We start from the raw sequence: 25,210 nt of genomic DNA on the forward strand, positions 1-25,210 counted from the left end.
TCCACGCGTTGGGTTCGATGGAGCATATTGCACGCGGCGTGCCCAGGCTTCTAGCGTTACTCGTCGATGGTCCCGTGCACGCCTTGCTCGCCATGCTTCCAGTACGCCGAAGCCCGAATGCGCCGCTTGTCGAGACCGCGTTCGTTGCACAGCAACTGGCGCACTGCGCGCATGAGCGTGGCTTCGCCGGCGGCCCAGACGTATCCGTCGCCTTCGGGCAGATACGTGTAGCGCAAGGCGTGCAAGAGCGCGGCATGTGCATCGTCGCTGTCGCTGCGATAGATCCACTGCGCAAAGAGATCGGCACGCGTGTCGAGTTCGATATGCGCCGATGGGTCCGCCGCCTGAATCAGCGTAGCCACGCGTGTACCGGCAGGCAATTCATCGAGCCGCCGCGCGATGGCGGGCAGGGCGGTTTCATCGCCGATCAAGAGATGCCAGTCGAATTGCGCGGGAATGACGAACGAGCCACGCGGCCCGCCGATGCCGAGGTACTGCCCTGGCTTGGCTTGTGCGGCCCACGCCGTGGCCGGCCCGGCTTCGTGCAAGGCGAACTCGAGGTCGAGCTCGCGCGCGGCGCGATCGAAGCGGCGCGGCGTGAAATCCCGCGCGACGGGGCGCGGCTTGTCCGGATCGAACACTGGACCATTCGGGCCTGCTTGCGGCACTACGGGCTTGTCCTCGCCCGGCAGTGGGAAAAACACCTTGACGTGGTCGTCGAACGAGGCGCTTTCGAAGTCGGCGAGATCGTCGCCTCGAAGCGTCACGCGCACCAAATGCGGGTTGAGCGTGGCAACCTGCGTGACTTGCAGCAAGCGAAACTTGAGCGCATGCCGCACGCGCGTGACTTCCAGTTCGGGACGGTGTTGCAGTGCGGATTCTGTCATCGTGTGTCGCTCCTTTACGCCTGCTTGGGCGCGGGATTCTGTTCGATCTCGGCGGTCGCGCGCGCCAGAATTTCGGCGATACGGCGTTGCTCGTCCGGCGATACATCGGTGCGCAAGACCAGCGCGCGTTTCAGCGCTCGGCGCGCGGCGATCAGCTCGGGCGTCCAGCCGTTGTCGGCGGCGGTATCGTCGCTTTCCTCGCCGGCATAGGCGCGGCGCACGAGGTCCATCTTGCGGGCAAAGTGCGTGAGCTTCGCGAGCATCAGGTCGATGCGTTCGCGGTTCGCTTCCAGATAGTCGCGGCCCGCGTCGGACAGCGCGTAGCGCTTGCGGTTGCCTTCCACTTCGACAGTCGCGTAGCCGATTTCTTCCAGGTATGTCAGCGCCGGATAGACCATGCCGGGGCTCGGGGCATAGAAACCGTTCGAACGGTCTTCGAGCGCCTTGATGAGTTCGTAACCGTGACGCGGCGCCTCGGCCAGCATGGCGAGCAGCAGCAGTTGCAGGTCGTCCGAGGAGAACTTGCGGCCGCGCGGCATGCCGTCTTCGCCGCCGAAGCCACCGCGTCCGCCACGGCCACCGAAGCCGCCGCCGAAGCCGCCTCCGAAGCGGTCGTCTCCGCCGCCACCACCGCGTCCGTGTCGGCCGATCAGCCCCAAGCGGGCGAAGGCGAAACGCTCGACCCACTCGGGCGCGTTGCGAATGTCGAAGGGAAAGTCGAAGCCAGCCGCGCGAGAACCCGCGTCGCGCCCGCGATGAAAACATTTGGATCGCATGAGATCACCCCGTTAATATCGTAAAACATATCTAAAGATATATATCGTAAGAGCGTCTGTCAAGCGACTATTTCACGATAAGCAGCCCTCCGGCGATGCCACCTACAATCCTTCGATATTCACCCCTACCCAATCACGCAGGAAACTCAGATGACTCACTTCCGCTCCGTCGCCCTTGAACACGCAAGCCGGTTGATCAATCACGGACCCACCGTGCTCGTCACGAGCGTTCATGGCGAACGTCGCGACGTGATGGCCGCGGCCTGGTCGATGCCAGTCGAATTCACGCCGCCGCGCATCGCCGTGGTCATCGACAAGAGCACTTACACGCGTGAACTCGCGATGGCGAGCGGCGTTTTCGGCGTCGTCATTCCGGGCGCGGCGGCTATCGACTTGACGTTTGCGGTCGGCTCGACGAGCGGACGCGAGATCGACAAGTTCAAGACTTTCGGGATCGAGACGATAAAAGGACCAGTGCTCGGTCTTCCGTTGATCGAGACGAACTGTGCGGCATGGCTGGAATGCCGGCTCATCAGCGAGCCGCATACCGAAGACACCTATGACACGTGCTTTGCCGAAGTCGTGTCCGCTGCGGCCGACGAACGCATTTTCTCTAACGGTCATTGGAACGTGGATGACTCCAATGCGTCGCTGCATACCATCCATCATCTTGGCGCGGGCAAGTTCGTGCGCGGCTCATCCATGCAGCAAGCCAAGCCGCTCGCGCGATAAAACTTGCCGCTTGTCGAGGCTGTCGTCGGTCGATCTGACTCGCCCTTGTACGCCTTTAGAGCGCACGTTCTAAGCGTGAATTAAAAGGTCTAAAGAATCTCTTTTCCCGGTCGTTAAGCAGTCGACGAACGCGAGGCACCGATGGTGCACTTGCGTCGCAAATAACAAGCACGCGATCCGTCACATGAACTCGGACGTGTGCGATAGGTGGGTGAGGACAGGTTTCATACAGTCACGGGCTTGCTGCGAAAGCGGCGCGCCGGTGTGACTGCCATGAAGGCCGCTCGCACCATCCGGGGAAAGGGGTGTGGTATGAAACAACGGTTTTCGGGTTTGCGATTCGTCGTTTATCTCGTGGGCTTCACGGGGCTACTGTGGCTGAGACTTTTGATCTCACCCGATGGCAAAAGCGGCGTGTTGGCCTTCTTCGCGTGCGTGGCCTCGCTCGCGGCGGCTTATCTGGTTTATTACGCGGCGTCGGAGGGTTACTTTCGCAACCTTGCCGGTGGCGTGGTGGTTTATCTTGCCATCGCGGCAGTGGTCGTGGCGTGTCCGCCATTCGTCTTGCTGCTTGCGTTCTGGTCGGTGACGAGCCTCTTCAAGCAACGCCGCGCGCTGCTCATGCATGCGCTTGCAAGCGTCACATTGTTCCTGCTCATCTTTCCGATGCCGCTCGCCGAGCGCCTTGGCATGCCTGAACTTGCGGGTGCGCCAGCGGGTCTCGCGTATTTGGTGTTTTCGCTTGCGTGGTCGGCTGTGGCGGCGCGCAGTCCGTTGAAGATCGGCCTCTTCAAGTTCGCGACGATGCTTGTGGCCCTGCCGCTCATTGGTACTTTCGTGTCGCTGGTTGGCGGCGGGATGCTGAATCGTCCGGAGCGGCGTGTGCGTAATTCGCTGGCACGTTCGCGACGGGCGATGCAGTTGGCTTTGCCTGCGCCCGAGGCTACAGCGGCTTCTTCCGCCTCGCGTGTGGCTTCGACCGATGCCGGATTGGCGTTGCCTGCCGCCTTGATCGCGGGGATCGCGGCTGAGGTGCTGATGCCGGTGGCTGTCGCGGCTGAGTAGGAGAGGTGTTTCGCCGATATGCTTGGTGGATGAGCGTATCGGCGGGAATGTTGGAGGCAGCTTGTCGACACGCGGAAGGCAAATCAGCGGCCCACTAAGTCTTCACCACCAACCTCGCCTCCAACCCACCCCCCTCACGCTCATGCAGCGTGAGCGTCGCATCCATCGCAAGCGTCAACTGACGCGCAATCGCGAGCCCCAGCCCGGTCCCTCCGGTCTGCCGGTTACGCGATCCTTCCAGCCGCACGAACGGCTCGAACACCGCTTCCAGCGACTCGGCCGGAATACCCGGTCCGCGATCCAGCACCACGATCGAAGCGCCTCCGTCCGGCAGTCCGCCGATCTCGATCTCCGCTGCCCCGGCGAACTTGAGCGCGTTATCCACGAGATTGCCGACGATCCGTCGCAACGCCTGCGGCCGCGTCACCATCGTGCCGCCGATACTTCCCTTGAGCGACACGACCTTGCCCGCATCGAGATAATCGTTGAGAAGGCTCTCGAACAGCGCGTCCGAATCGACACGGAGCGGCGCCTCCGTCGTGCCGTGCAACGTCCGTGCATAAGTCACGCCTTCCTTCACGAGCGTTTCCATCTCCTGCAAATCCTGCTGTAACTTGGCACCGGCAGGATTTTCATCCATCGTGTCGACGCGCAATCGCATGCGCGTAATCGGCGTCTGCAAGTCATGCGTGATGGCCGCGAGTATCTGCATGCGCTGGGTCATGTACATCGAGACGCGGTCTTGCATCGCGTTGAATGCCTTGGCCGCGCGCGTTACTTCGTCCGGACCGTGCTCGGGCAGACGCGTGGCCTTGAGGTCCGGACCGAGCGTGTCCGCGGCTTCGGCCAATTGCTTGAGCGGGCGCGTCGCGATACCCACCGCGAGCCAGCAACATGCCGCGAGCAGCACGAGTTGTCCTGCAAGCACGAGTGGCAGCCACGCGGACAGCGGCGTGCCGACCATCGGATGCATGTCGATGGTGAGCGGGCTGCCATCGGTGAGACGCAAGTGAACCTGCATGCGTTCGGCATCGCCGGGAACGGCATTGACCGTCAGCGGATAACGCTTGCCGATGCCATCCGCTATCGACTTCGCAAAGCGCTCGGAAAGCGCGGCATCGAGCGGCGTGCCGCTTTCGCCCGGCCCGAGGATGAATTGATAGCTGCGGCGCGCCAGTCGCGGCAGCCACTCGGCACGTTCGGCGGGCGGCAGATGATCGAGCAGCGCCACGGAACTCGTCACCTCGCGCTCGACGTAGCCGACCATCACGTTGGTCATCGACTGATCGCGCTCGGTCATCGTGATCCAGAACGACAGCGTCTGCGCAAGCGCGATACCCACGAACAGAATCACCGCGAGCCGCGCGAACAGCGTGCGCGGCCAGGGCAAAAACCGTGGCGGATGCGCGGTCGATGTCGTTGCACCGAGCGCGCTCATGACGATGCATCCAGCGGCGTGACCGCAGCGGAAAACACATAGCCTTCGCTGCGCAACGTCTTGATGTAGCGCGGCTCGCGCGCCTCGTCTCGCAGACGCTGACGCAGACGGCTCACCAGCAGATCGATGGAGCGGTCGAAGGCATCGGCCTGACGGCCTTGCGTCAGGTTGAGCAATTGATCGCGCGTAAGCACGCGTTGCGGATTGTCGAGGAACACGCGCAGCAGGCGATATTCCGCGCCCGACAGCGCCACCATGGTGCCTTCTGCATCGAGCAGATGGCGCGCGGTGGTGTCGAGCCGCCAGTCGCCGAAGCCCAGCATTTGCGCCGATTCGGTCACTTCCATTCCCGGCGGCAACATGCGTGTGCGACGCAGCACGGACCGAATGCGCGCGAGCAGTTCGCGCACGGCGAAGGGCTTGGGCAGGTAGTCGTCCGCGCCCATTTCGAGGCCGAGAATGCGGTCGGCTTCCTCGTTGCGCGCGGTGAGCATAAGCACGGGCACCGCGCGGAACTTGCTCGCGCGCAATTCGCGGCACAACACGAGGCCGTCCTCGCCGGGCAGCATCAGGTCGAGCACGATCAAATCCGGCGCGCCTTGTTCGAGCGCCGCGCGCATCTGGCGTCCGTTGGCGGCGAGCGAAACGCGCATGCCATTCTTTTCGAGGTAGGTCGCGAGCAACTCGCGGATACCGCGATCGTCATCGACGATCAGCACATGGTCGGTCGTTTCCATCGATAGCTCACGGCTTCTTGCGCTTGATCTGCATCCGGCCCGTGGCTATTGAGAGGCACTGCGCCGGATGGGCCAGTTCGGTTGCGATACCGCCGAATAAAAACGCTGCGACGGCGAAGAACTGCTTCATTTCAATCTCCCGCGTGATCGCTGTGTCTGCGTTATAGCGCAAAACGCGAGCGGTTTTGTATCGCAGTGTATCCGGACTTTCTCGCGACACATGCGGATTCACTCGCGTGTCTTGAACGGCGCTTCGTATCGCAATGTATCCGCGCTGACTTCGATACAAAACATTGCTCACGCAACACACAGCGGATACGTCCGAACGTTTTAATGCTTCAACGACGGCATCAGCGGATTTCAAGCGTCGCCTCTCACCCGCCAGTTAAGGAGCAGCACCATGAAGATTTCTATCGTTGCTTTCGCTCTCGTTGCAAGCGCCATGACGGGCATTGCTCACGCGGAGGTTCACGCCACGTCGACGCAACCGCAGGTCGGCAAGACACGCGCGGAAGTGAAGCGCGAACTCATACAAGCGCAAAAGAACGGGCAGATCGCGGCGCTCGCGAATCTGTATCGCGGTAGCTGATCGGCACCCATTGTCTCAATCCATTTCGTGAGGTTCACCATGTTCAAGAAGCTCATCACCGCTGCAGTCGTCGTTGCTAGCGCCACTGCCGCAGGCTCCGTTTTCGCAAGCAGCGGATACGGTCTCGCGCCGCACGGTGACACGTCGGCCGGCGTGCGCGCATCGCAACGCGCTCAGCGTGTGCAGTCCATCAACGATAGCGGCATGCAGGGCTATGGCGGCGTGCGCGATGTCCAGACGCAGTCTGGCAGCGCATCGACGATCACGACTTTTCCGACGAGCGGCACGGGTTCGCTCTTCGCGCATCACTAACGCCTTGATCAACGCCTACCGAAGGAGATGAACACCATGACGCAACTCGACAAGCTTCTCTACACCGGCAAGACACACGTGACCGGAGGCCGCGATGGCGCGGCGCGCAGTTCCGACGACCGGCTGGATGTCAGGCTCACGCCGCCCGGCGCGCCTGGCGCGGGGACCAATCCCGAGCAATTGCTCGCAGCGGGATGGTCCGCATGCTTCATCGGCGCGATGGGCAAGGCGGCCGCGAAACTGCAAGTGAAGTTGCCGGCCAATACCGCCGTCGATGCAGAGATCGATCTGGGTATGAATGGCGATGCGTACTTGCTGCGCGCGCGCCTGAACGTGAGCTTGCCGGGCATCGAACGTGATGCGGCGCAGGCGATCGTCGAGGGCGCGCATCGAACCTGTCCGTATTCGAAGGCGACGCGCGGGAATATCGATGTGACCATTACGGTAGTTTGAAGCCGCAAAAACTAAGCGCAGCCATGCAAAGTGCACTGGCTGCGCTTCTTTCTGCTGGCCGTTCAAAGCGGGAAAGCTCCCGCTCGCGATACTCGAGACTTACTTCTTCGCTTCGGCAAAGCGCCGCGCGACTTCCTTCCAGTCGATCACATTGAAGAATGCGGCGATGTATTCGGGCCGGCGATTCTCATACTTCAGATAATAGGCGTGCTCCCATACATCGAGACCGAGAACCGGCGTATTGCCCGAGCCGATTCCCGACATCAACGGGTTGTCCTGATTGCCCGTGCTTTCGACCGCGAGCTTGCCCTGCGGTGTCACGCTGAGCCACGCCCAGCCGCTGCCAAAGCGCGTGAGTGCGGCCTTGGTGAAAGCTTCCTTGAAGGCATCGAAGCCGCCGAGGTCGGTATCGATCGCCTGGGCTACTTCGCCTTCCGGCTTGCCGCCGCCTTGCGGAGACATGATGGTCCAGAAGAGGCTATGGTTCGCGTGGCCGCCGCCGTTATTGCGCACCGGGGTGCGGACCGCTTCGGGCAGTTTGTCGATCTGCGTGATCAGTTGCTCGACCGCCAAGTCCTTGTGCCCCGAACTCTCCAGCGCGGCATTTAGATTATTCACATAGGTCTGATGATGCTTTGTGTAATGCACTTCCATCGTGCGCGCGTCGATGTTCGGCTCGAGTGCATCGTAAGCGTAGGGCAGGGGAGGCAGGGAATAAGCCATTGCGAATCTCCTTTTTGACGATGAGAGGAATCAATGCCGGGCCGGGCCGCTGGCGGAAAGCGCCAGACTGGCGTTTTCGATGGTCCGGGCAATGAGGGAATGCGGCCCATGACGGGCGACGTGGCGGATCAGCGCCACGTGTGTTTCGCGGCTGTGACGCAAGGCGGCTTGCCGGATCGTGACCGGCCGCTCTGCGCTTACGGACAGCGCCAGAAGTGCTTCGTGCGCCTCGCAGCGCAACTGCGCGGCGGCGTCCTGATTGCCTTGTTCTGCGTAGTGATCGGCGAGGTTGTGATGCGAGACGACGAGCGCCGCGATACAGTCCTCGCCGCGTCCGGGCGGCGGTGCTTTGATGAGTCGACGCGCGATCTCAAGTGCGTGCTCGAAGGTCGAGCGTGCTGCCGTGGTCTGTTGTTCCGCTGCGGCTTTGATCGCTTGCCGCATGAGTGCTTCCCACACGGGAAGACTCGGGCTGTCTTGTGCCGATATGTCCACGGCTTGGAATTCGATTCGTTCGTGCATGGCGTAGGCTCCAGTTCCTGCGCCCTTTGCGTCGACGAAAAGCCTGCGTACTCGGGACAAACAATGATAACCAGTATCGAGGGAGTCTGCACGCGGGGGCTAAACCTCGCGTAAAGCGAAAGCTTGCAAGGTTGCCATGCGCGGATCGTAGAGCAACTAACCGTCTTCCTTCTGACCGTCGACGAATTGGCCCACCAGTAGCCTATTAGCGACTCCGCTTGCCAACATGATTTCCAAATAAAGACAGTGGCATGGTCAAGCCGTATCACTCAATGCATCCCGATGCGCCTGCGCAAACTCCGCCATGCTCTTGAACCGAAAGTCGATGCGAGGTTGCGCGCCTGGGTCCATCGTTGCGCCGAAGCCCAGCTGCCCGTGCCGTCGATAAATCCAGCATGACGTCAGCCCGATTTCGTTCGCGGGCTTGTGATCGTGAAACAGACTTTCCGCGACGTGAAGAATCTGCTCCTTGCGAATGCCTCGGCTTGCAAGCTTCTCCAGCAAATACTCGAAGTTACGTTGTGATGGCTTGTATGCGCCGACATCCTCGGCGGTGAAGATGCCGTCGAATTCCACCTGCAACTTCGCGTTGCTGAACGCAAAGCTTTCGTTATCGACGTTTGAGAGAATCACGAGCTTGAAATGCTGCTTCAGATAACGAAGCGCTTCGGCCGAATCCGCGAACGCAGGCCAGTTGCGGATGGACCGACCATACGCGACGCATTCTTCCTGCGTGTAAGAGAGTTTCCATTCCTCAGCCAGCCGCTTGTAAACGATGGCCAGCACCTCCTGATAGCGCTTGCCCGGCGTGTAGTGCTGCTGCGAAGACTCGTGACGCGCATGCGCTTCGAGTACCTGATCGCGCGTGGGCGGCGGAACCGCGCGTTCGAGCAATGGCCGCAAGCCTTCGAAAATGCCGGTTTCCCAGTCGATCAAGGTTCCGTAGCAGTCGAAGGTGAGCGTATCGAAATCGGTAAGATTCACTGCGGCTCCTTTTTGGCGTTGGTAACGAACACCCGGTATCTTGCCGCAGATTAGAATATGAGCAAATCACTCATCTTAGAACGATAAGGCCGCATGATGGCGCAAGCTCGCAACGCTCCCCGGCAAGACCGCTCGATAAGGACCATCGATTCCATCGTGGATGCCGCCGCGCGCCTGCTCGGTGAACGCGGCCAGCTTCTGACGACGAATGCGGTCGCAGAAGCGGCGGGCGTGAGCATCGGTTCGTTGTATCGATACTTTCCAGACAAGGGCGCGTTGATCGACGCCGTCCGCCAGCGTCATCGCGATGATCTGCTTCCCGTGCTGCAAGTCGGACGTGGGCAAGTCGTCGCGTTCGTCGACGGGATGATCGAGGTGCATCGCCGCAATCCTGCCGCGCAGCGTGTGCTGCTCGAAGAGGGACGCTGCGAAGCCGAATGCAGACGAGCGTACGAAGCGCTCTTCGCGGCCTTGACGCGATGCTCCGCGGAGCACAGGCGCATTGGCGCTGAAGTGTTTGCGGGCGCGGTGGGCGGCGCGCTTGAGGAGGCGGCGCGCAACGAACGCTTGGCATCACCCGTGTTTCGATGGGAACTGATCGCGCTCGTCGAGGCTTACACGAGCAAGCCGCGCCCTGCAAAAGCAGTCACGATCGAGCGCGCACCGCAAACGTCGCGAGCAAACAAGCGTCAGCCGCGTGCCCATTTGCGCCTGCGTAAATCGCCGACGCAGCCGCGCTCGTCGGAGACTGTCGCCGCCATCGTGGAAGCCGCGGCTCAAGTGCTCGAAAGCGAAGGCTTCGAAGGCTTCAATACGAATGCAGTCGCCGCGCGTGCCGGCGTGAGCATCGGCTCGCTGTATCAGTACTTCCCGGGCAAGGACGCGCTGACCGTTGCGCTCATCCATCGTGAGACGCAACGCTTCTACGATGACGCAGCCATCGCGCTGGATAAGCGAAGCGGCAAGGCGGCGCTCGAATATCTCATCGGCGCGTCGGTGCGTCAGCAACTCGAGCGTCCGATGCTCGCGCGTCTGCTCGATATCGAGGAGAGCCGTCCGGCCTTGCGCGATGAGCTTGCCAAGGTGGACCTCGCGGGGCTGTTTGCTGCAATCGTAGCGAGAGCGGCTCCGAAGCATCCGCAACCGGAAATAGCGGCAGGCGACCTGTCGGCGATTATCCGAGGCATGACCGACGCGGCGGGCGAACGCGGGGAACGCGACCTCGAACGTCTGCAACGGCGCGTTCGCGCGGCGGTTTTCGGGTATCTCGCGCGCGAGAGCTGAACATGCGAATGTGAGCAAGCGCAAAGCAAGCACGGGCGTGCCAAGCCGCGACGAACCGCGCGATGCGGACTTCACGCCGCGCGCTTGGAGGCGCTCGATGCGAGTTGTCCAATGTGAGCTTTTACTTTTATTCTGACGTCGTCGAGCGAAACGGCATGGGCCTTCGCCATTAACAAATGAGAACGACGATGACAGAAACCATCAAGAGCATGAAGCTCAACCACCTGAGCTTTCCTTCACGCGATACTGCTGCAACCGCGAAATTCTTCGAACACTATCTGGGCTTCACCGTCTCAGGAAGCTGGGACAAGTCGTACATTTTGAAGCGCCCGGGCTTCGACGTGGTAATCGATCATGTCGAAAGCGATGACGTCACGTGGCCCCGGAATTTCCACGCGGGCTTCGAACTGCCGACTGTCGATGCGTTGCAGGAACTGCATGATCGCTTCAAGCAAGAGGGCGTTCAGATGGAAACGGCGGTCTTCAACAATGGCCGTGGCTCGCGCTTCTTTTGCCGCGCGCCGGGCGGTGTGATGTTCGAGTTGAATACGCGTTCGGACGCCGCACCGGAGTTTCGCGGCACGTTCGACGAGTAAGCATCGAGCGTAGATTGCGAAAGCCGCATTGCCCTGTAAAAGGCAATGCGGCTTGTGTCGTTTCGCGAGACGCCTCGCGGCGTAGTGCGAGTTACTGCGAAAGCACGACCTGCGCGATGATCCCCGAAGCAACGGCGACGAGCAGATAGTCGCCACCGACGCCTACCCACTGATAGCCGCGCGGCGGCTGACGCAGGCCGTGTTCATGGTAGTTATCGACGACGTATTGATGGTCACGATAGTCTTGCGACAGATGCTGACCTTTCTGCCAGTCTGAATGGCGCGGGCCGTTGTCCGCGTGCTCGGGCGGGCGCGGTGCGTCATGTCCGTAATTAGCAGGGCCGTGTCCTGGTTGGCCAGGACCGCCATGATTTTGCGGGCCGCCGTGATTTTGTCCCGGACCGCCACCGTGGTTCTGATCCGGACCGCCGGGGCCTTGCTGCGCAAAGGAAGCGCCGGCAGCAAGACTCAAGGTCGCGCACAACAGCGCGGCAACGATTCGATTCTGCTTCATGTTGATTCTCCAATCGAGTGAGTGGTTCGCGTGCATCGCCTGATGCGTGCGCTGCGAATCGATGAGCGGACTTTACTCAAAGCCGAAAGAAAATGGGGTGAGCAGATGTAAGCGTCGCTTACGTATGATTACGGCGAGGGGGGAGCAGACACGCGAAGGAAACAGATCGAGGCAATTACCGCCTGGCCGGGTACTTCGACATCTGTCGGTACACTTGGAAGGCAGGCCGCGTGGACTGCATGACCAGCAATGAGGCTGTCCAACGGATGGAACGACATGCAGACCTATTATCTTGCCATCGATGTCGGGACGGGCAGCGTGCGAGCCGCACTCGTCGATGCGCGTGGCGTGGTGCGCAGCATCGCCGCACACGAGCACGAGCAAATCGTGCCGCGTTACGGCTGGTCTGAGCAACGCCCAGCGGACTGGTGGGAAGGCGCCGCGCGCTCGATACGCGAAGTGCTCGACGACGTTCCGGATGCAGCTTCCCATGTCGTCGCGATATGCGCATGCGGCCAGATGCACGGCACGGTGCTGATCGACGCCGATGGTCAACTCACACGCGATACCGCGCCGCTCTGGAACGACAAGCGCACCTTCGCACAGGTCGCGGCGTTTTGCGCGCGCCACGCAAGCGCCTCGTATCTCGCGAAGACCGCGAACCCCGCGACGCCCGCGTGGCCCGGTTTCAAGCTGCAATGGATCAAGGAGCACGACCCGTCGGCTTATGAACGCGCGAGCACGGTGTTCATGCCGAAGGACTACGTGAACTTCAAACTCACGGGCGAACGTGCGTGCGACTGGAGCGATGCATCGACGAGCTTCATGATGGACCCGCGCACGCGCGAGTGGTCGCAAGACATGCTGACTTTGCTCGGTCTCGATGCCGCGAAGCTCGCGCCGATTCGTGCGCCGCTCGACATACTCGGCGGCGTGACGCACGAAGCGGCTGCCGCAACCGGTTTGCGCGCGGGTACGCCGGTGCTGGTTGGCGGCGCGGATTATCCGGTGTCCGTGCTCGGCTCGGGCGTGTTCGAGCCGGGGCTGGCATCGGATATCACGGGCACATCGTCGATCATCACGATCATCGCCGACACACCGATGCTGCATCCCGAAGTGTCGAATCTGGCGACTTGCGAAGGGCTGTGGGGACGCTTCATGTTGCTCGATTCGGGCGGCGATGCCATGCGCTGGGCGCGTCGCGCGTTCCATGAAAACGCGCTGTCCTACGACGATGTCGCTGCCAAGGCCGCAAGCGCGCCGGTGGGTTCGGAAGGTTTGTTCTTTCTGCCGTATCTCACAGGCGAGCGTCTCGGCGAGCACGCTAATTCGCGTGCACAGTTCTTCGGTATTGCGGCGAGTCACGGGCTCGCCCATCTGCATCGCGCGGTGCTCGAAGGCGTTGCATTTGGCGTGCGTCGGCATATCGCGCTCATCAAGCCCGAAGGCGTGGGTATCGAGCGGCTCGTCGCGGCAAGCGGCGGCGCGAAGGCGTCGCTTTGGCTCGATATCAAGGCCAGCATGTACCGCATGCCCATTCTCGTGCCGGCGCAAGTGGAATGCGGCGTGATAGGCTGCGCCATTCTTGCTGCAACCGCGCATGGCCAGTTCGCACGTCTCGCCGACGCCGTGCGCGCCTTCGTGCAGTTCGAGCGCGAAGTGCAGCCCGACCCGCGTGCGAGCGATACCTATGACCGCATGATGCCGATTTTCGAGCGCCTTTATGTGCACTCGCAGCAGTTTTACGACGATCTCGACCGACTCTTTCCAGACAACCCAACCTCTACATGACGAATCATACTTCCATCAAGGCTGTCCTTTGGGACATGGACGGCACGCTCGCCGAAAGCGAACCGCTTCATTTGAGCACGCTGGTTGCGGTGCTTGCGCATCACGGCATCGAAGCGGGCGACGAATTGCATCCGCTGATCTTCGGTAAGACAGGGCGCGAAGTGCACGCGCTGTGTAGCGAACGCTTTGGCATCGATACGGACTTCGCGGACTGGTCCGCGTTTCGCGCACGGCATTATCTCGAAGGCGCGCCTCGGCTCGTGCCGCGTCCTGGCGCGCTCGAGGTGTATCGCGCGGTGAAGCGGGCGGGCATAACGCAAGGAATCGTGTCCAATTCGTCGCGCATGTTGCTTGAAGCGAACTTGCGAGCACTGGGCATCGAGGAACCGCAACTCGTGAGCGTCAGTGTGAACGACGTGCGCAATGGCAAGCCAAGCGCCGAGCCGTACGAACGCGCGGCGTGGCTCATGCGTCTCGAGCCGGAGGAAGTTGTCGTCGTGGAAGACAGTCCCACTGGGGCGCGCGCCGCGATCGCGGCGAATATGCGCGTGCTGGCCTGGCCTTTCGACGATGCTGGCGCCGCGCTTTTTTCAAACGATGCGCAAATCGTCCGCTCCGCCGAGGAGCTTGCCAAGGCGCTGGGCGTAAATCTGGCCTAAGCAAGAAGGTGCCGATGTTTTCAGGTGCGCCGCTTGCTGAAGCGAGATGGCAATCGGTGCATGCCTTCGTTAAGCGAGCATGATTCTATGCAAAGCACGCGCTTAATGACGCGCTAAGATGAAGGGCTGCACATGGAACGTGCTTCGTTCGCATAAGGCGCCGCGCGCTGCGAACGGACGCTCGGAAAAGAAGGAGACACCATGCTTACGCTCTATCATCGAGGTGTAGCGCTACAGCCGTCCGCAGGTCGAAGCGGCAAGCTGTTCGTATCGCGCGTATCGATTCTGGAAGAAGACGGCGAGGAGACGGTACTACGCGAGTTGGGCGCATTTCCCAGCCGCGACGCGGCGCTGCAGTTTGCGCTGACATGCGGCACCGCTTTCGTCGATGGTGAACCACTGCCTATTGCGCCACAATCCGTCGTGCGTGACGAGGAATCGAAAAACGCCGGTCTTTGAAGACCGGCGTTTTTTTTTGCTTCAGGGTGTGAGTACCACCTTGATGCAACCGTCCTCCTTGTCGCGGAAGGTCTTGTACATTTCCGGTCCTTCCGCAAGCGACACGCGGTGCGTGATGACGAACGAGGGGTCGATCTGACCTTCCTGAATGCGGCTGAGCAGGTCGTCGGTCCAGCGGGCCACGTGCGTCTGACCCATGCGCCAGGTGAGGCCCTTGTTCATCGAGGCGCCAAAGGGAATCTTGTCGATCAGTCCGCCATAGACGCCCGGTACCGACAGAATGCCCGCGGGACGGCATACGTAGATCATCTCGCGTAACACGTGCGGCCGGTCCGACTCGAGCATGACCGCCTGCTTGGCGCGATCGTAAAGCGAGTCGAACGAGCCCGTGGCGTGCGACTCCATGCCAACAGCATCGATACACTTTTCCGGGCCTTTGCCTTGCGTGAGATCGGCGAGGCGCTCGACCACGCTCTCTTCCTTGAAGTTGATGGTGGTGGCGCCAGTGACGCGCGCCATTGCAAGGCGTTCAGGCACGCAGTCGATTACGACGACATGCTTTGCACCAAGCAGAAACGCGCTGCGAATCGCCATTTGTCCCACCGGTCCCGCGCCCCAGATCGCCACGGTGTCCGTTGGCTCGATATCGCAGTTGATCGCCGCTTGCCAGCCTGTCGGGAAGATGTCGCCGAGGAAAAGCACTTGTTCGTCTGAAAGGCCATCGGGAATCTTCACGTGCGTTTTATCGGCGAAAGGTATGCGTACGTACTCGGCCTGGCCGCCGGCATAGCCGCCCGTCAAATGCGTGTAGCCAAAGAGACCCGCCGTGGTGTGTCCGAAAACCTTGTCGGCCGTGCTCTTGTTGCGATTACTGCGCTCGCACACGGAGAAATTGCCGCGCTTGCATTGATCGCATTCGCCGCAAAAGATGGTGAACGGTACGACTATGCGGTCGCCGACCTTGAGCGCAGCGTTTTCGGCGCCGACTTCGACCACTTCGCCCATGAACTCGTGGCCCATAATGTCGCCGGATTCCATGCCCGGCATGAATCCATCGAACAGATGCAGGTCCGAGCCGCAAATGGCGCAACTCGACACCTTGATGATCGCGTCGCGCGGATGTTCGATCTGCGGGTCCGGTACCGTGTCGTAGCGAATGTCCTTCTTGCCGTGCCAGGTAAGCGCTTTCATTGGAAGTATCCTTGTCCTTGAGAGTGAACTGTCGACGAAGCCTTACTTGTTGGTTGGCTCGCCGGGATCTTCGATGCCCTTTTCCATATTGTCCTTCTGGTCACCGTAGTCCTTTTGATTCGCACCGTTCGTTATCTCGACGTCACCCTTCAGCTTGCGATCTTCATTGCCGGTAAGTGTGCCGATGGCCGTGTCGGTCCAGCCCTTTATTTGTTCCTTGATGCCTTCTTTCTGATCCTTGTTCATTGCGTTCTCCGTGCCATGTATCGGAAGCCTAAGAATCTCTGCGCCAATCGTTGGCGTCGATACAGTTCAGCAACGCGTGTGCCTTCGCCGTGTATACATTGCGCGAGCGCTCCGGCCGACATGCGGCACTACGATTGCTGCGAGAAAGAAGTGCGCTTCATGGTTCGACATAGCGCATCGAATCCACGCCTGATCTGTGCGTCCGGATGTGATTCGTCTGTTTATCCATCCGATCACTTAAACGCAACTATCAGGAGCAACAAGATGAACACGCCCGCCGAAACCCCCATGACCGATGATCCGAAAAGCGACGACGAAGTCGAATCCGGCACGGACGATGCGCTCACCACGGATGTATCGGAAACCGATGATGAAGGAACGACTGTCCGCGAAGCGGAAGTTGACCCGGACGATCTGACGGAAATCGAGCCGGAAGGAGACGATAAATCTTGATGTAAAGCGGTGTGGGCGGCGCGGTCTGAATGGCCCGCGCCGCTTATTGTGTGTCTGATCAGCCGAGCGCCTGACTGGCCGCCGCCGCACGTCCGCGCAGCCAATTGATGCTCGCAAAGAGCAGCACGGCGAAGACGATCAGCATGGTCGCGACCGCAAGTATTGAAGGGTCGATCGAATCGCGGATGCCGCTCCACATCTGACGCGGCACGGTCTTCTGATCCGGCCCGCCGATGAATAGAATCACGATGACTTCATCGAATGAAGTGGCAAAGGCAAACACGCTGCCTGTGGCGACTGCAGGCATGATCAGCGGTAACGTCACACGCCTGAACGTGATCCATGGCGCCGCGCCAAGACCGGACGCCGCGCGCAGCAGGCTCTGATCGAACGACAGCAGCGAAGCCGTCACGGTGATGACCACGAAGGGCGTACCAAGCGCCGCATGCGCGAGCACGACGCCCGGATACGAGTTCACGAGACCGAGCGGCGCGAAGATTAGATAGAAGCCCGCAGCCACGACGACGATGGGTACGATCATCGGCGAAATGATGATGGGCATGATGAGCGAGCGCCACGGAAATTGCGCGCGGCTCAGGCCCAGCGCGGCCAGCGTGCCGAGACAGGTCGCGATCAACGTCGACGCCGCGCCAATGCCGATGCTGTTCAATAGCGAGCGCTGCCAGTCCGCGCTCGTCAACGCCTGCTCGTACCAGCGCATTGAAAAGCCCTGCATCGGATATGAAAAGTACGAACCCGAATTGAACGAGAGCGGAATGATCGCGAGTATGGGCGCGATTAGAAAGAACAGGACGATCGCCGTATGCACGCGCACCCAGCGATTCGCCACGCGTTCGGTCAGCACGGTATTGCGTTGATCTTGCATGTCGTCGAGTCCGTGTCGTTCAACCGAAACGCAGCCGGTCGATGCCGACTATGCGGTTGAAGAGGAAATAGAAGACCGCCGTGAAGATCACGAGGTACGCCGACAGCGCGCCCGCGAGTCCCCAGTTGAGCTGCGTGTTGGTCTGAATGGCGATGAGCTGGCTGATCATTTCATCGCCCGCGCCGCCGAGTAGCGCAGGCGTGATGTAGTAGCCGAGCGCTAGCACGAACACGAGGAAGCATCCCGCGCCCACGCCCGGCAGCGTCTGCGGCACATAGACCCGCATGAACGCAGTGAACGGATGCGCGCCCAGCGACTTCGCTGCACGCATATAAACGGGCGATACGCTTTTCATCACCGAGAAGATGGCGAGGATCATATAAGGCAGCAGCACGTGCGTCATGCCGATCAGCACGCCCGCGCGATTGAAGATGAGTGGCACGGGATGCGACGCAAGGCCCAGCCCCATGAGCAGGCTGTTTATGACGCCACCCGGTTGCAGCAGCACATACCAGGCGGTCGTGCGCACGAGAAGCGAGGTCCAGAACGGCACGATCACAAACAGCATGAGACGGTTGCTGCTCTTAGCGGGCAGATTGGCGAGCAACCACGCAACGGGGTAACCGAGCACGAGACACATGAGCGTGACGGTTGCGCTGATAGAGATGGTACGCACGAACGCCTCGCGAAACACCGATGAATCGGCCGGCATGGACGCGATGTTGCCTTGCGGTGTCACTTGCGCATCGACGGCAGCGAGCAGATAGTCGGGCGTGGGCGATGCAGCGGCGCGTTTGAGCAAGCGCCAGATTTCCGGGGAATTCCAGCGCTCGTCGGTTTCGATGAGCGCGGGTTTCCATGCGGGTGGAGCATCGGCGGGCAGGCTGCGTGCGGTACGCATCAACAGGCTGCGAAACTCCGCTTGCGCGAAGTTCAGACGGCGCGCCACGGGGCCGAGCTGACCGCTTTGCTGGGCTTCCTTGAGGCCGGCGGCCAGCAATGCGAAGGTGCGTTCGTCGGGCACGCCGTGGCCGTCCCAGGCATCGAGAGCGCGCGTGAGGGCGGGCATGCTGTCGGGGACTTCGCGATTCTGCACGCTGCGCGCGAGCAGTAGCGCAATCGGCGCGATAAAGGTGGACAACAGAAACACGATCAGCGGCAACGCAAGCAACAGCGCTTGCAACGATGCACGGCGACGCGCCTTCTGATAAGACGCGTGGCCGTCGGCGCTTCTAGGAGAGCCCGATGGCGCGGCCTTTGCGGATACGGACATGTTGGTGGTCGCGGTCAAGTCGGGCTCTCTTCGGATCATGTTTCGCGTGAAGCGGACAGCGTCGATACCTTGCTGTCTTACTGCGTCAGCCACACCTGAAAGCGCTTGTTGATCTGATCGGCATTGTCGGCCCAGAAATTCGCGTTGATCTGCACGGCGCGCTTGAAGTTGGCAGGCGAGGTCGGCAGGTCGGCAAGACGCTGCTTGTCCACCAGTTCTATAGCGTCCTTGCGCGGCGGCGCATAAGCGATGTACTTCGTAAGATCCGCATACGCCTTCGGCTGCGATGCCGAGATGATGAACTTGGCCGCCGTGTTCGCGTTCTTCGCGCCCGTCGGAATGCCCCACCATTCGAAGTCGTACACCTGCGCGTCCCACACGGCCTTGAAGGGCTTGTTGTCCTTCTTCGCTGCATCGTCGATACGGCCGTTGTAGACCTGTGTCATCGCCACTGCGCCGTCGGCGAGCAATTGCGGCGCCTGCGCACCCGACTCCCACCACACGATGTTCTTCTTGATGGTGTCGAGCTTCTTGAATGCGCGATCCACGCCAGCTGGCGTGCCAAGCACCTTATAGACATCCTTGGGATCGACGCCGTCGGCGATCAACGCCCATTCCATCGTCACCTTTGGCGACTTGCGCAGGCCGCGCTTGCCGGGAAACTTCTGCAAGTCGAAGAAGTCGTTGACGCTGGTCGGCGCGGTCTTCAACTTGCTCGCATCGTAGGCGTAGACGGTGGACCACACCATGCTCGCCACTGCGCAATCGAGGATGGAGCCGGGAATGAAGTCGCTCGTCTTGCCGAGCGTCTTCTTGTCGAACTTCATGAGAAGACCTTCGTCGCAAGCGGTGATCGCGTCGTTGGTTTCGAGGTCGATCAGGTCCCACGTCGTGTTCTTCGCCTGTTCCATCGCGGAGAGCTTGGCCAAGCCGCCATCATACGATTCCGTCGAGAAGCCAACGCCCGTGGCTTGCGTAAAGGGCTCGAAATAAGCCTTCTTCGCAGCGGCTTCATAAGCGCCGCCGAACGTCACGACCGAAAGTGTCTCTGCAGCCTGAACGGTGATGCTGGAAAACGCGCATAACGCGAGTGCCGCGCATTGAGTTTTGATAAAAGTGCGCATGTCAGTTGGCTCCTGCTGTAGCGGGCGTGGTGATTGAAGTTGACGACGGTGTGGAAGAAAGAGGTGTGGACACGCTTCTGGACGCGCTCATCGCAAGTATCTTGCAGTCGTCGTGGCGCCAGGCGACATCGACCGTGCTGCCATCCGCGGGCAAGGCGTGACGCTGAGTGTTCGGCAGCTTGACGACGAGGTTGTCGCGCGTGCCGAGCTTCAGGTGCACGCGATGATGATCGCCGCAATAAACGAGTTCTTCGACTCGGGCGCGCACCACGTTGCTGTGTTCGTCGACATGCGAACCTTCCGCGCTCGGAATGTGCGCGCGTTCGGGGCGCAGCGCGAGCATGGCTTCGTCGCCTTCGGTGAGGCCGGGTTCGCATCGTCCACGAATGATGTTGCCGTCCGCGAGGGCCAGGGTCGCCCATTCGTCGCTCGCACTGGCCACGCGGCCAATGAGGCCGTTGTTCTCGCCCACGAAGTTCGCGACGAAAGCGTTCTGCGCGTTCTCATAGAGTTCGCCGGGCGTGGCGGCTTGCTGAATACGGCCATCGGAAAACACGGCGACGCGGTCCGACATGGTCAGCGCTTCGGCCTGATCGTGCGTGACATAGACGATGGTGAGCGACAACTCGCGATGCAGCCGCATGATCTCGTATTGCATGGTTTCGCGCAGACGCTTGTCGAGTGCGCCGAGCGGTTCGTCCATGAGCACGACGCTCGGTTCGAAGACGAGTGCGCGCGCGAGCGCCACGCGCTGTTGCTGACCACCGGAAAGCTGCGAAGGACGCCGGTTCGCGAGATGCGGCAGTTCGATCATTTCGAGCGCGCGCTTGACACGCGCCTTCTGATCGGCGCGGCTTACGTGGCGCACGGAAAGCGGGAACGCGACGTTCTCTGCAATCGTCAGATGCGGAAACAGCGCGTAGTTCTGAAACACCATGCCGATATCGCGCAGATGCGGCGGCTTGTCGTCGAGACGTTTGCCATCGAGACGAATCTCGCCTTGCGTGGGAGATTCGAAGCCCGCGAGCATCATGAGCGTGGTCGTTTTGCCTGAGCCCGATGGCCCGAGCAGCGACAGGAATTCTCCCTTGCGCACGTCGAGATTCAAGTCTTCGACGACATAATGCACGCCGTCATAAGACTTGCTCACGCCCGTGAACGAGATGAAGGAAGCGTCAGGCATCGTTCGGTCCTGTCCGTTTGCAGTGATGTTCAATGCGCGCCAACCTTGCTGGCGAGATAGCGCGCGAAGTCATAGTTGGGCCGTTCGAGATGGCTGAGATGACCGGGCTTTGCAAGCGGCGCATGTACGCCACGAAAAACCGCTTCGACGCCGCGCTTGTCTTCCGCGTTGACTTCATCGAGCAAGGTCTTGAGCGAGGCCATATGCGCATTCGCTTCTGGGTCGGCGATGAACTCGGGCGCAAGACCGCCGCCGAAACGAATATGCACGCGGCCAACGCCTTGCGGTTGCAGCACGAGATACCAGAAGTAGCCAGGTGTGAGCGTGACGAGATGCGTCGGATAGATCGCCAGCAGCGCCGTGGTCTTGCGCCAGTGTCCCGTAAGCCGCGTGTTGTCCGGATGCGCGTTACCAATGGGCAGAGACGCTTCCTTCGTGATCCAGTGGTAATTAAATGCGGGAAAGCCGGGCGGGCATTCCATCTCTTCAAGACGTGAATGCGGTCCTACTGTCGCGCGATGCAGCATGGGCAGGTGATAGCTCTCCATGAAGTTTTCAGCGAGGATCTTCCAGTTGGTGTCCCACACGTGCTCTTCATAGAAAGTTTCGATGTAGTGCTCCATGCCGTAGGCATCGATGAGCCCACTCAAATCGGCAAGCTGTTCACTGACCGGCCGCGCTTGATCGTCGAGCGTTACATAGATCCAGCCTTGCCATTCTTCACAACGCATGGCGGGCAACTTATAGCTTTCCTTGCAGAAACCTTCTTGACGGTCCATTAGGGGTGCGCCCTGCAACGCGCCATCCAGCGAGTAATTCCATGCATGATATGGACACACGATCCTGCGCACGTTGCCGCGCCCTTCGAGCAGAACCGACATGCGATGCAGGCAGACGTTGGACATCGCCTTGAGTTGCATCTGCTCATCGCGCAACACCACCAAAGGCTGTGCGCCAATGCGCGCCGTCAGGTAGTCGCCCGGCATCTTCAAGGCGCTTGCGCGGCCAACGCATTGCCATTCGCGTTCGAAGATGTCGCGCTCTTCGAGCGACAAAAAATCGGCGGAGGTGTAGACGCCAGGCGGCATGGCATGCGCGTCGTTGAACGATCGTTCGCAACCGGCGCACAACTCGTCGACGAGTGCCGTGATCGGGATCGTTCTTGCCTGGCTGGTCATGAAAGACTCCTTGAATCTATTTCCTTATAAGCGCGCCAGCGTAGAGTCGGCAAGGCGTTGCGCTCGCATGGCAACAAATTTATCAAGCCAAATTACCAGCCAAAATATTGTTTTCGGATACAAAGCAGAGCTTTTGCCTATGTAGCGTTCCTGGCTTTGGCGTTTCTTAGGCGTCTAGATGCAGCCGCCAGATATAGTTCTCACAAAACGAGGCGAAGCGTTGCACCACTTGGCGCGGCTTCATGGTGCGCGATTGCGCAATGCCTAGCGTCGTTGCATTGACGTTGTCCTTGAAGCGCTTAATCACGAAGTCTTCACCATCTACGGTGCGATTCGATTTGAGCGGAAAATTGAGGATGCTATAGCCTAAGCCGTTAGCCACCATGCCGCGCACGACTTCAGGCTGCGACGACCGAAATGCGGGAACCGGCCGGTTGCCGACGGCATCGAAAAGGGCCGCGAAATATTCTCGGCTATGCGGTAAATCCAGCATCACGTAAGGCTCCGCTTCGAGATCCGCTAATGAGACCTTGCGCGCGCGGGCTAGCCGGTGCGTCTTCGGCAAGATGACATAAGGCGGCAGAGAGAGCAGTGGCGTAAACGCGATGTCCTCGGTCAAATCCAGGCTATAGGTCAGCGCAATATCGAGCGAGCCGTCGTGCAAGCCTCTTAGCAGGCCATCCTGATGCGCCTCGACGGTCCTAAAGGAGATCCCTGCATGCTCGCCGGTAAAGCGGCTTATGAGCCCCGGCATGAGCGGCGGCGCAAGTGAAACGAGGCAGCCGAGCGCGATCGAGCCCGTCATGCCGCCATCCATTTCCTTAGCGGCCATTTGCAATTCTTCGGCTATTTTTAGCAGGTTGCGCGCTTGCCCCAGAAGGTCTCGGCCTGCTTGCGTAAGCGACAATCCCGCCGCGTGATGCCGTATGAAGAGCTGCACGCCAAACGATATTTCGAGGTCCGCGAGCGCGGTCGAGATCGACGGCTGCGAAATGTGCAGGCGCCGTGCGGCGGCTGTAAAAGACAGCACTTCCGCCGTTACGACGAAGTAGCGCAATTGCCGAAGCGAGTAGCGCAAAGGGTGGTTTTCCATCGGAAACGCTCCGCCTCTAAACGGTTGACCGGCCGAATTGTGGCTTCGCCAAAAAGGATTGCATAGCCAAAACCGATGCTAAGCATTTTTTAAATATATTTTTAGAATTCTGCGCTCAAGCGTAAATTTGGGCTTCATTGGCAGAACGCCAGCCACGCACGACTGCACGTATCTCAAGGACGCTGACTTCGCCGGACACATCCGCGAAGTAAAGCCATATCGAAGGACATAGCCATGACAGTGGAAATAACCTCAATCGACACGCTCGTCGTTGGCGCCGGTCAGGCCGGCGTGGCGATGAGCGAGCATCTGAGCAAGCTCGGCGTGCCGCACCTCGTTCTTGAACGCGACCGCATTGCGGAACGCTGGCGCACGGGACGTTGGGACTCGCTCGTGGCGAACGGTCCGGCGTGGCACGATCGTTTCCCCAATCTCGAGTTCGATGAAGTCGATCCCGATGGCTTTGCCAATAAAGATCAGGTCGCCGATTACTTCGTCACCTACGCCGAAAAGTTCGATGCACCCATTCGCACGGGCGTCGAAGTCAAGAAGGTGGTTCGCAATGTCGGGCGGCAAGGCTTCACCGTCGAAACATCGGAAGGCGTGATCGAAGCGAGCCGTGTAGTCGTCGCTACTGGTCCGTTCCAGAAGCCGGTCATCCCGGCTATCGCCCCGAAGGACGAACGTCTTACGCAGCTTCATTCGGCTGATTATCGGAATCCTGAGCAATTGCCGGAAGGCGCGGTGCTCGTGGTCGGCGCGGGATCGTCAGGCGTGCAGATTGCGGATGAACTAATGCGCGCCGGTAGGAAGGTGTATTTGTCGGTCGGCCCGCATGACCGTCCGCCGCGCGCGTATCGTGGCCGTGATTTTTGCTGGTGGCTGGGCGTGCTCGGCGAGTGGGATGCGGAAGTCATGCGGCCGGGCAAGGAGCACGTCACGATTGCAGTGAGTGGCGCGCGTGGCGGACAAACAGTCGATTTCCGCCGTCTCGCGCATCAGGGCATGAACCTCGTCGGTCTCACGAAGTCATTCGAGAATGGCATTGCAACGTTTCAGCCAGACCTCACGACCAACATCAACAACGGCGACGACAACTACTTGTCTTTGCTGAGCGCCGCAGACGCGTATGTGGCGCGCAATGGTATCGATCTGCCGGACGAGCCCGAGGCACGCATCATTCCGTCCGATCCGGAATGCATGAAGCAACCTGTTCTCGAACTGAACCTTGCCGATGCTGGCGTGAGTTCGATCATCTGGGCAACCGGCTACGCCGTCGACTTCAGCTGGCTCGATGTCAACGCCTTCGACGATAAAGGCAAGCCCAAGCATCAGCGAGGCGTTTCCAAGGAGCCCGGCGTTTATTTTCTTGGCTTGCCCTGGCTTTCGCGGCGCGGCTCGGCTTTCATCTGGGGCGTCTGGCACGATGCAAAACATATTGCCGATCATATCGTCACGCAGCGCAAGTATCTCGCGTATCACGATGCGTCGCGCCGTCATGCAGGCCAAGCCGCGACTTTCAGCGATCCGCGCGTGCACAAGGTCAGCGAGATGGGCGTGAATTGACGATCGCCCAAGACGCCGCATTCACTATTCAATCATTCTCAGCTTCGAGGTGCATCGATGAGCCAACCTACGCATACGCGTATCCGCATGTTCAACACGAAGGATACGTACCCGAACCAGACGCTCGATAACGATCTTTGCCAGGCCGTGCGCGCCGGCAACACGGTCTATGTGCGTGGTCAGGTGGGAACGGATTTCGAAGGCAATCTGGTGGGTCTCGGCGATGCACGCGCGCAAGCCGAGCAGGCGATGAAGAATCTCAAGCAGTTGCTCGAAGAGGCGGGCAGCGACATGAGCCATATCGTCAAGACGACCACGTATCTGATCGATCCGCGTTATCGCGAGCCGGTGTACCAGGAAGTCGGCAAGTGGCTCAAGGGCGTGTTTCCCATTTCGACGGGGCTGGTGGTGAGTGCGTTGGGACAGCCGGAATGGCTGATGGAAATCGATGTGATCGCGGTCATTCCTGAAGGTTGGAAGCCCGCCTAAGTCGAGG

Annotated in this window: 30 protein-coding genes and 1 pseudogene; 14 read left to right on the forward strand and 17 right to left on the reverse strand. The window is 60.4% G+C overall.

Translation table 11 applies throughout. The features are described 5' to 3' along the window. Positions 1-56: 56 nt before the first annotated feature. Complete coding sequence (locus P9292_RS06825) at positions 57-887, reverse strand: siderophore-interacting protein (protein ID WP_309958410.1); 831 nt, start codon at positions 885-887, stop codon at positions 57-59. A gap of 14 nt (positions 888-901) precedes the next feature. After that, entirely contained in the window at positions 902-1,663 is a 762-nt protein-coding gene (locus P9292_RS06830) for a PadR family transcriptional regulator (protein ID WP_309958411.1), read from the reverse strand. A gap of 150 nt (positions 1,664-1,813) precedes the next feature. Here P9292_RS06830 and P9292_RS06835 point away from each other — a divergent pair, with 150 nt between their 5' ends. Both P9292_RS06835 and P9292_RS06840 read left to right on the forward strand, forming a co-directional pair. Continuing rightward, positions 1,814-2,395, forward strand: coding sequence for a flavin reductase family protein (locus tag P9292_RS06835; RefSeq protein WP_309848079.1), 582 nt, complete (start codon positions 1,814-1,816; stop codon positions 2,393-2,395). A 312-nt stretch (positions 2,396-2,707) separates the two neighbouring features. Then, on the forward strand, positions 2,708-3,460 hold the full coding sequence (locus tag P9292_RS06840) for a hypothetical protein (RefSeq protein ID WP_250527893.1): 753 nt from the start codon (positions 2,708-2,710) through the stop codon (positions 3,458-3,460). 94 nt (positions 3,461-3,554) lie between these two features. Here P9292_RS06840 and P9292_RS06845 read toward each other — a convergent pair whose 3' ends face one another. Genes P9292_RS06845 through P9292_RS06855 form a run of 3 tightly spaced genes read right to left on the reverse strand, consistent with a single transcriptional unit; the run spans position 3,555 to position 5,765 of the window. Next, positions 3,555-4,898, reverse strand: a complete 1,344-nt coding sequence (locus P9292_RS06845; RefSeq protein ID WP_309958412.1) for a HAMP domain-containing sensor histidine kinase — start codon at positions 4,896-4,898, stop codon at positions 3,555-3,557. Next, positions 4,895-5,635, reverse strand: coding sequence for a response regulator (locus P9292_RS06850; protein ID WP_250468395.1), 741 nt, complete (start codon positions 5,633-5,635; stop codon positions 4,895-4,897). Before P9292_RS06850 ends, P9292_RS06845 begins: the two co-directional genes overlap by 4 nt. A 7-nt stretch (positions 5,636-5,642) precedes the next feature. Beyond that, on the reverse strand, positions 5,643-5,765 hold the full coding sequence (locus tag P9292_RS06855; RefSeq protein WP_284503437.1) for a hypothetical protein: 123 nt from the start codon (positions 5,763-5,765) through the stop codon (positions 5,643-5,645). A gap of 270 nt (positions 5,766-6,035) precedes the next feature. Here P9292_RS06855 and P9292_RS06860 point away from each other — a divergent pair, with 270 nt between their 5' ends. The 3 genes from P9292_RS06860 to P9292_RS06870 are packed head-to-tail and all read left to right on the forward strand — an operon-like array spanning position 6,036 to position 6,989. Next, positions 6,036-6,224 carry a DUF4148 domain-containing protein gene (locus P9292_RS06860; RefSeq protein ID WP_309848077.1) on the forward strand — a complete coding sequence of 63 codons (189 nt, stop codon included), beginning with the start codon at positions 6,036-6,038 and terminating at the stop codon, positions 6,222-6,224. Between the two features lie 39 nt (positions 6,225-6,263). Continuing rightward, entirely contained in the window at positions 6,264-6,536 is a 273-nt protein-coding gene (locus P9292_RS06865; protein WP_309848075.1) for a hypothetical protein, read from the forward strand. A 36-nt stretch (positions 6,537-6,572) separates the two neighbouring features. After that, on the forward strand, positions 6,573-6,989 hold the full coding sequence (locus P9292_RS06870; protein WP_309848073.1) for an organic hydroperoxide resistance protein: 417 nt from the start codon (positions 6,573-6,575) through the stop codon (positions 6,987-6,989). 99 nt (positions 6,990-7,088) lie between these two features. Here the strand turns inward: P9292_RS06870 and P9292_RS06875 are convergent, their stop codons facing one another. The 3 genes from P9292_RS06875 to P9292_RS06885 all read right to left on the reverse strand — a co-directional run bounded on the left by P9292_RS06875 (position 7,089) and on the right by P9292_RS06885 (position 9,218). Then, positions 7,089-7,712 (reverse strand): superoxide dismutase, encoded by a 624-nt coding sequence (locus P9292_RS06875; protein ID WP_309848070.1) that lies wholly within the window; start codon positions 7,710-7,712, stop codon positions 7,089-7,091. Between the two features lie 30 nt (positions 7,713-7,742). Then, positions 7,743-8,234: a hypothetical protein gene (locus tag P9292_RS06880; protein ID WP_309958413.1), complete on the reverse strand. Its 492-nt coding sequence runs from the start codon at positions 8,232-8,234 to the stop codon at positions 7,743-7,745. A gap of 255 nt (positions 8,235-8,489) precedes the next feature. Next, positions 8,490-9,218, reverse strand: a complete 729-nt coding sequence (locus P9292_RS06885) for a haloacid dehalogenase type II (RefSeq protein ID WP_250510687.1) — start codon at positions 9,216-9,218, stop codon at positions 8,490-8,492. Positions 9,219-9,314: 96 nt separating this feature from the next. Here P9292_RS06885 and P9292_RS06890 point away from each other — a divergent pair. The 3 genes and pseudogenes from P9292_RS06890 to P9292_RS06900 all read left to right on the forward strand — a co-directional run. After that, positions 9,315-9,497: pseudogene (locus tag P9292_RS06890) on the forward strand (helix-turn-helix domain-containing protein); the annotation flags it as partial. A gap of 372 nt (positions 9,498-9,869) precedes the next feature. After that, entirely contained in the window at positions 9,870-10,502 is a 633-nt protein-coding gene (locus tag P9292_RS06895) for a TetR/AcrR family transcriptional regulator (RefSeq protein ID WP_404989408.1), read from the forward strand. A 188-nt stretch (positions 10,503-10,690) separates the two neighbouring features. After that, positions 10,691-11,098 carry a VOC family protein gene (locus P9292_RS06900; protein ID WP_250494094.1) on the forward strand — a complete coding sequence of 136 codons (408 nt, stop codon included), beginning with the start codon at positions 10,691-10,693 and terminating at the stop codon, positions 11,096-11,098. Between the two features lie 91 nt (positions 11,099-11,189). On the opposite strand, the gene P9292_RS06905 is transcribed toward P9292_RS06900, so the two are convergent. After that, a complete protein-coding gene (locus tag P9292_RS06905; RefSeq protein WP_244830188.1) occupies positions 11,190-11,612 on the reverse strand; it encodes an RcnB family protein in 423 nt (140 codons plus the stop codon). A gap of 276 nt (positions 11,613-11,888) precedes the next feature. On the opposite strand from P9292_RS06905, the gene P9292_RS06910 reads away from it, so the two are divergent. The 3 genes from P9292_RS06910 (at position 11,889) to P9292_RS06920 (ending at position 14,521) form a co-directional block, all read left to right on the forward strand. Further along, entirely contained in the window at positions 11,889-13,403 is a 1,515-nt protein-coding gene (locus tag P9292_RS06910; RefSeq protein ID WP_309958414.1) for an FGGY family carbohydrate kinase, read from the forward strand. Beyond that, positions 13,400-14,062 carry an HAD family phosphatase gene (locus tag P9292_RS06915; protein ID WP_309958415.1) on the forward strand — a complete coding sequence of 221 codons (663 nt, stop codon included), beginning with the start codon at positions 13,400-13,402 and terminating at the stop codon, positions 14,060-14,062. Before P9292_RS06910 ends, P9292_RS06915 begins: the two co-directional genes overlap by 4 nt. 201 nt (positions 14,063-14,263) lie before the next feature. After that, positions 14,264-14,521 carry a hypothetical protein gene (locus P9292_RS06920; protein ID WP_250468386.1) on the forward strand — a complete coding sequence of 86 codons (258 nt, stop codon included), beginning with the start codon at positions 14,264-14,266 and terminating at the stop codon, positions 14,519-14,521. A gap of 21 nt (positions 14,522-14,542) precedes the next feature. On the opposite strand, the gene P9292_RS06925 is transcribed toward P9292_RS06920, so the two are convergent. Continuing rightward, on the reverse strand, positions 14,543-15,712 hold the full coding sequence (locus tag P9292_RS06925; protein ID WP_250468385.1) for a zinc-dependent alcohol dehydrogenase: 1,170 nt from the start codon (positions 15,710-15,712) through the stop codon (positions 14,543-14,545). Positions 15,713-15,754: 42 nt separating this feature from the next. Continuing rightward, complete coding sequence (locus P9292_RS06930; RefSeq protein ID WP_250510684.1) at positions 15,755-15,958, reverse strand: CsbD family protein; 204 nt, start codon at positions 15,956-15,958, stop codon at positions 15,755-15,757. Positions 15,959-16,222: 264 nt separating this feature from the next. Here P9292_RS06930 and P9292_RS06935 point away from each other — a divergent pair, with 264 nt between their 5' ends. Beyond that, positions 16,223-16,411, forward strand: coding sequence for a hypothetical protein (locus P9292_RS06935; RefSeq protein ID WP_250468384.1), 189 nt, complete (start codon positions 16,223-16,225; stop codon positions 16,409-16,411). A gap of 58 nt (positions 16,412-16,469) precedes the next feature. Here the strand turns inward: P9292_RS06935 and P9292_RS06940 are convergent, their stop codons facing one another. From P9292_RS06940 to P9292_RS06965, 6 genes are all read right to left on the reverse strand, one after another. Then, the gene (locus P9292_RS06940; protein WP_244830195.1) at positions 16,470-17,297 is read right to left on the reverse strand and encodes an ABC transporter permease; all 828 of its coding nucleotides are present in this window, start codon (positions 17,295-17,297) and stop codon (positions 16,470-16,472) included. A 19-nt stretch (positions 17,298-17,316) separates the two neighbouring features. After that, positions 17,317-18,570, reverse strand: a complete 1,254-nt coding sequence (locus P9292_RS06945; protein WP_309958416.1) for an ABC transporter permease — start codon at positions 18,568-18,570, stop codon at positions 17,317-17,319. Between the two features lie 77 nt (positions 18,571-18,647). Next, positions 18,648-19,694 carry an ABC transporter substrate-binding protein gene (locus P9292_RS06950; RefSeq protein ID WP_244830197.1) on the reverse strand — a complete coding sequence of 349 codons (1,047 nt, stop codon included), beginning with the start codon at positions 19,692-19,694 and terminating at the stop codon, positions 18,648-18,650. Position 19,695: 1 nt separating this feature from the next. Next, the gene (locus P9292_RS06955; RefSeq protein ID WP_250494087.1) at positions 19,696-20,877 is read right to left on the reverse strand and encodes an ABC transporter ATP-binding protein; all 1,182 of its coding nucleotides are present in this window, start codon (positions 20,875-20,877) and stop codon (positions 19,696-19,698) included. A gap of 29 nt (positions 20,878-20,906) precedes the next feature. Further along, entirely contained in the window at positions 20,907-22,055 is a 1,149-nt protein-coding gene (locus P9292_RS06960) for an SRPBCC family protein (RefSeq protein WP_309958417.1), read from the reverse strand. A gap of 166 nt (positions 22,056-22,221) precedes the next feature. Then, positions 22,222-23,148 carry a LysR family transcriptional regulator gene (locus tag P9292_RS06965; RefSeq protein WP_309958418.1) on the reverse strand — a complete coding sequence of 309 codons (927 nt, stop codon included), beginning with the start codon at positions 23,146-23,148 and terminating at the stop codon, positions 22,222-22,224. Positions 23,149-23,382: 234 nt separating this feature from the next. Between P9292_RS06965 and P9292_RS06970 the strand changes: the two genes are divergently transcribed. Continuing rightward, entirely contained in the window at positions 23,383-24,714 is a 1,332-nt protein-coding gene (locus P9292_RS06970; RefSeq protein ID WP_250494083.1) for an NAD(P)/FAD-dependent oxidoreductase, read from the forward strand. 57 nt (positions 24,715-24,771) lie between these two features. Continuing rightward, complete coding sequence (locus P9292_RS06975) at positions 24,772-25,203, forward strand: RidA family protein (protein WP_244830202.1); 432 nt, start codon at positions 24,772-24,774, stop codon at positions 25,201-25,203. The last annotated feature ends 7 nt before the right edge of the window (positions 25,204-25,210 follow it).

Source organism: Caballeronia sp. LZ001, from assembly GCF_031450875.1.
In the GTDB taxonomy this organism is placed as follows: domain Bacteria; phylum Pseudomonadota; class Gammaproteobacteria; order Burkholderiales; family Burkholderiaceae; genus Caballeronia.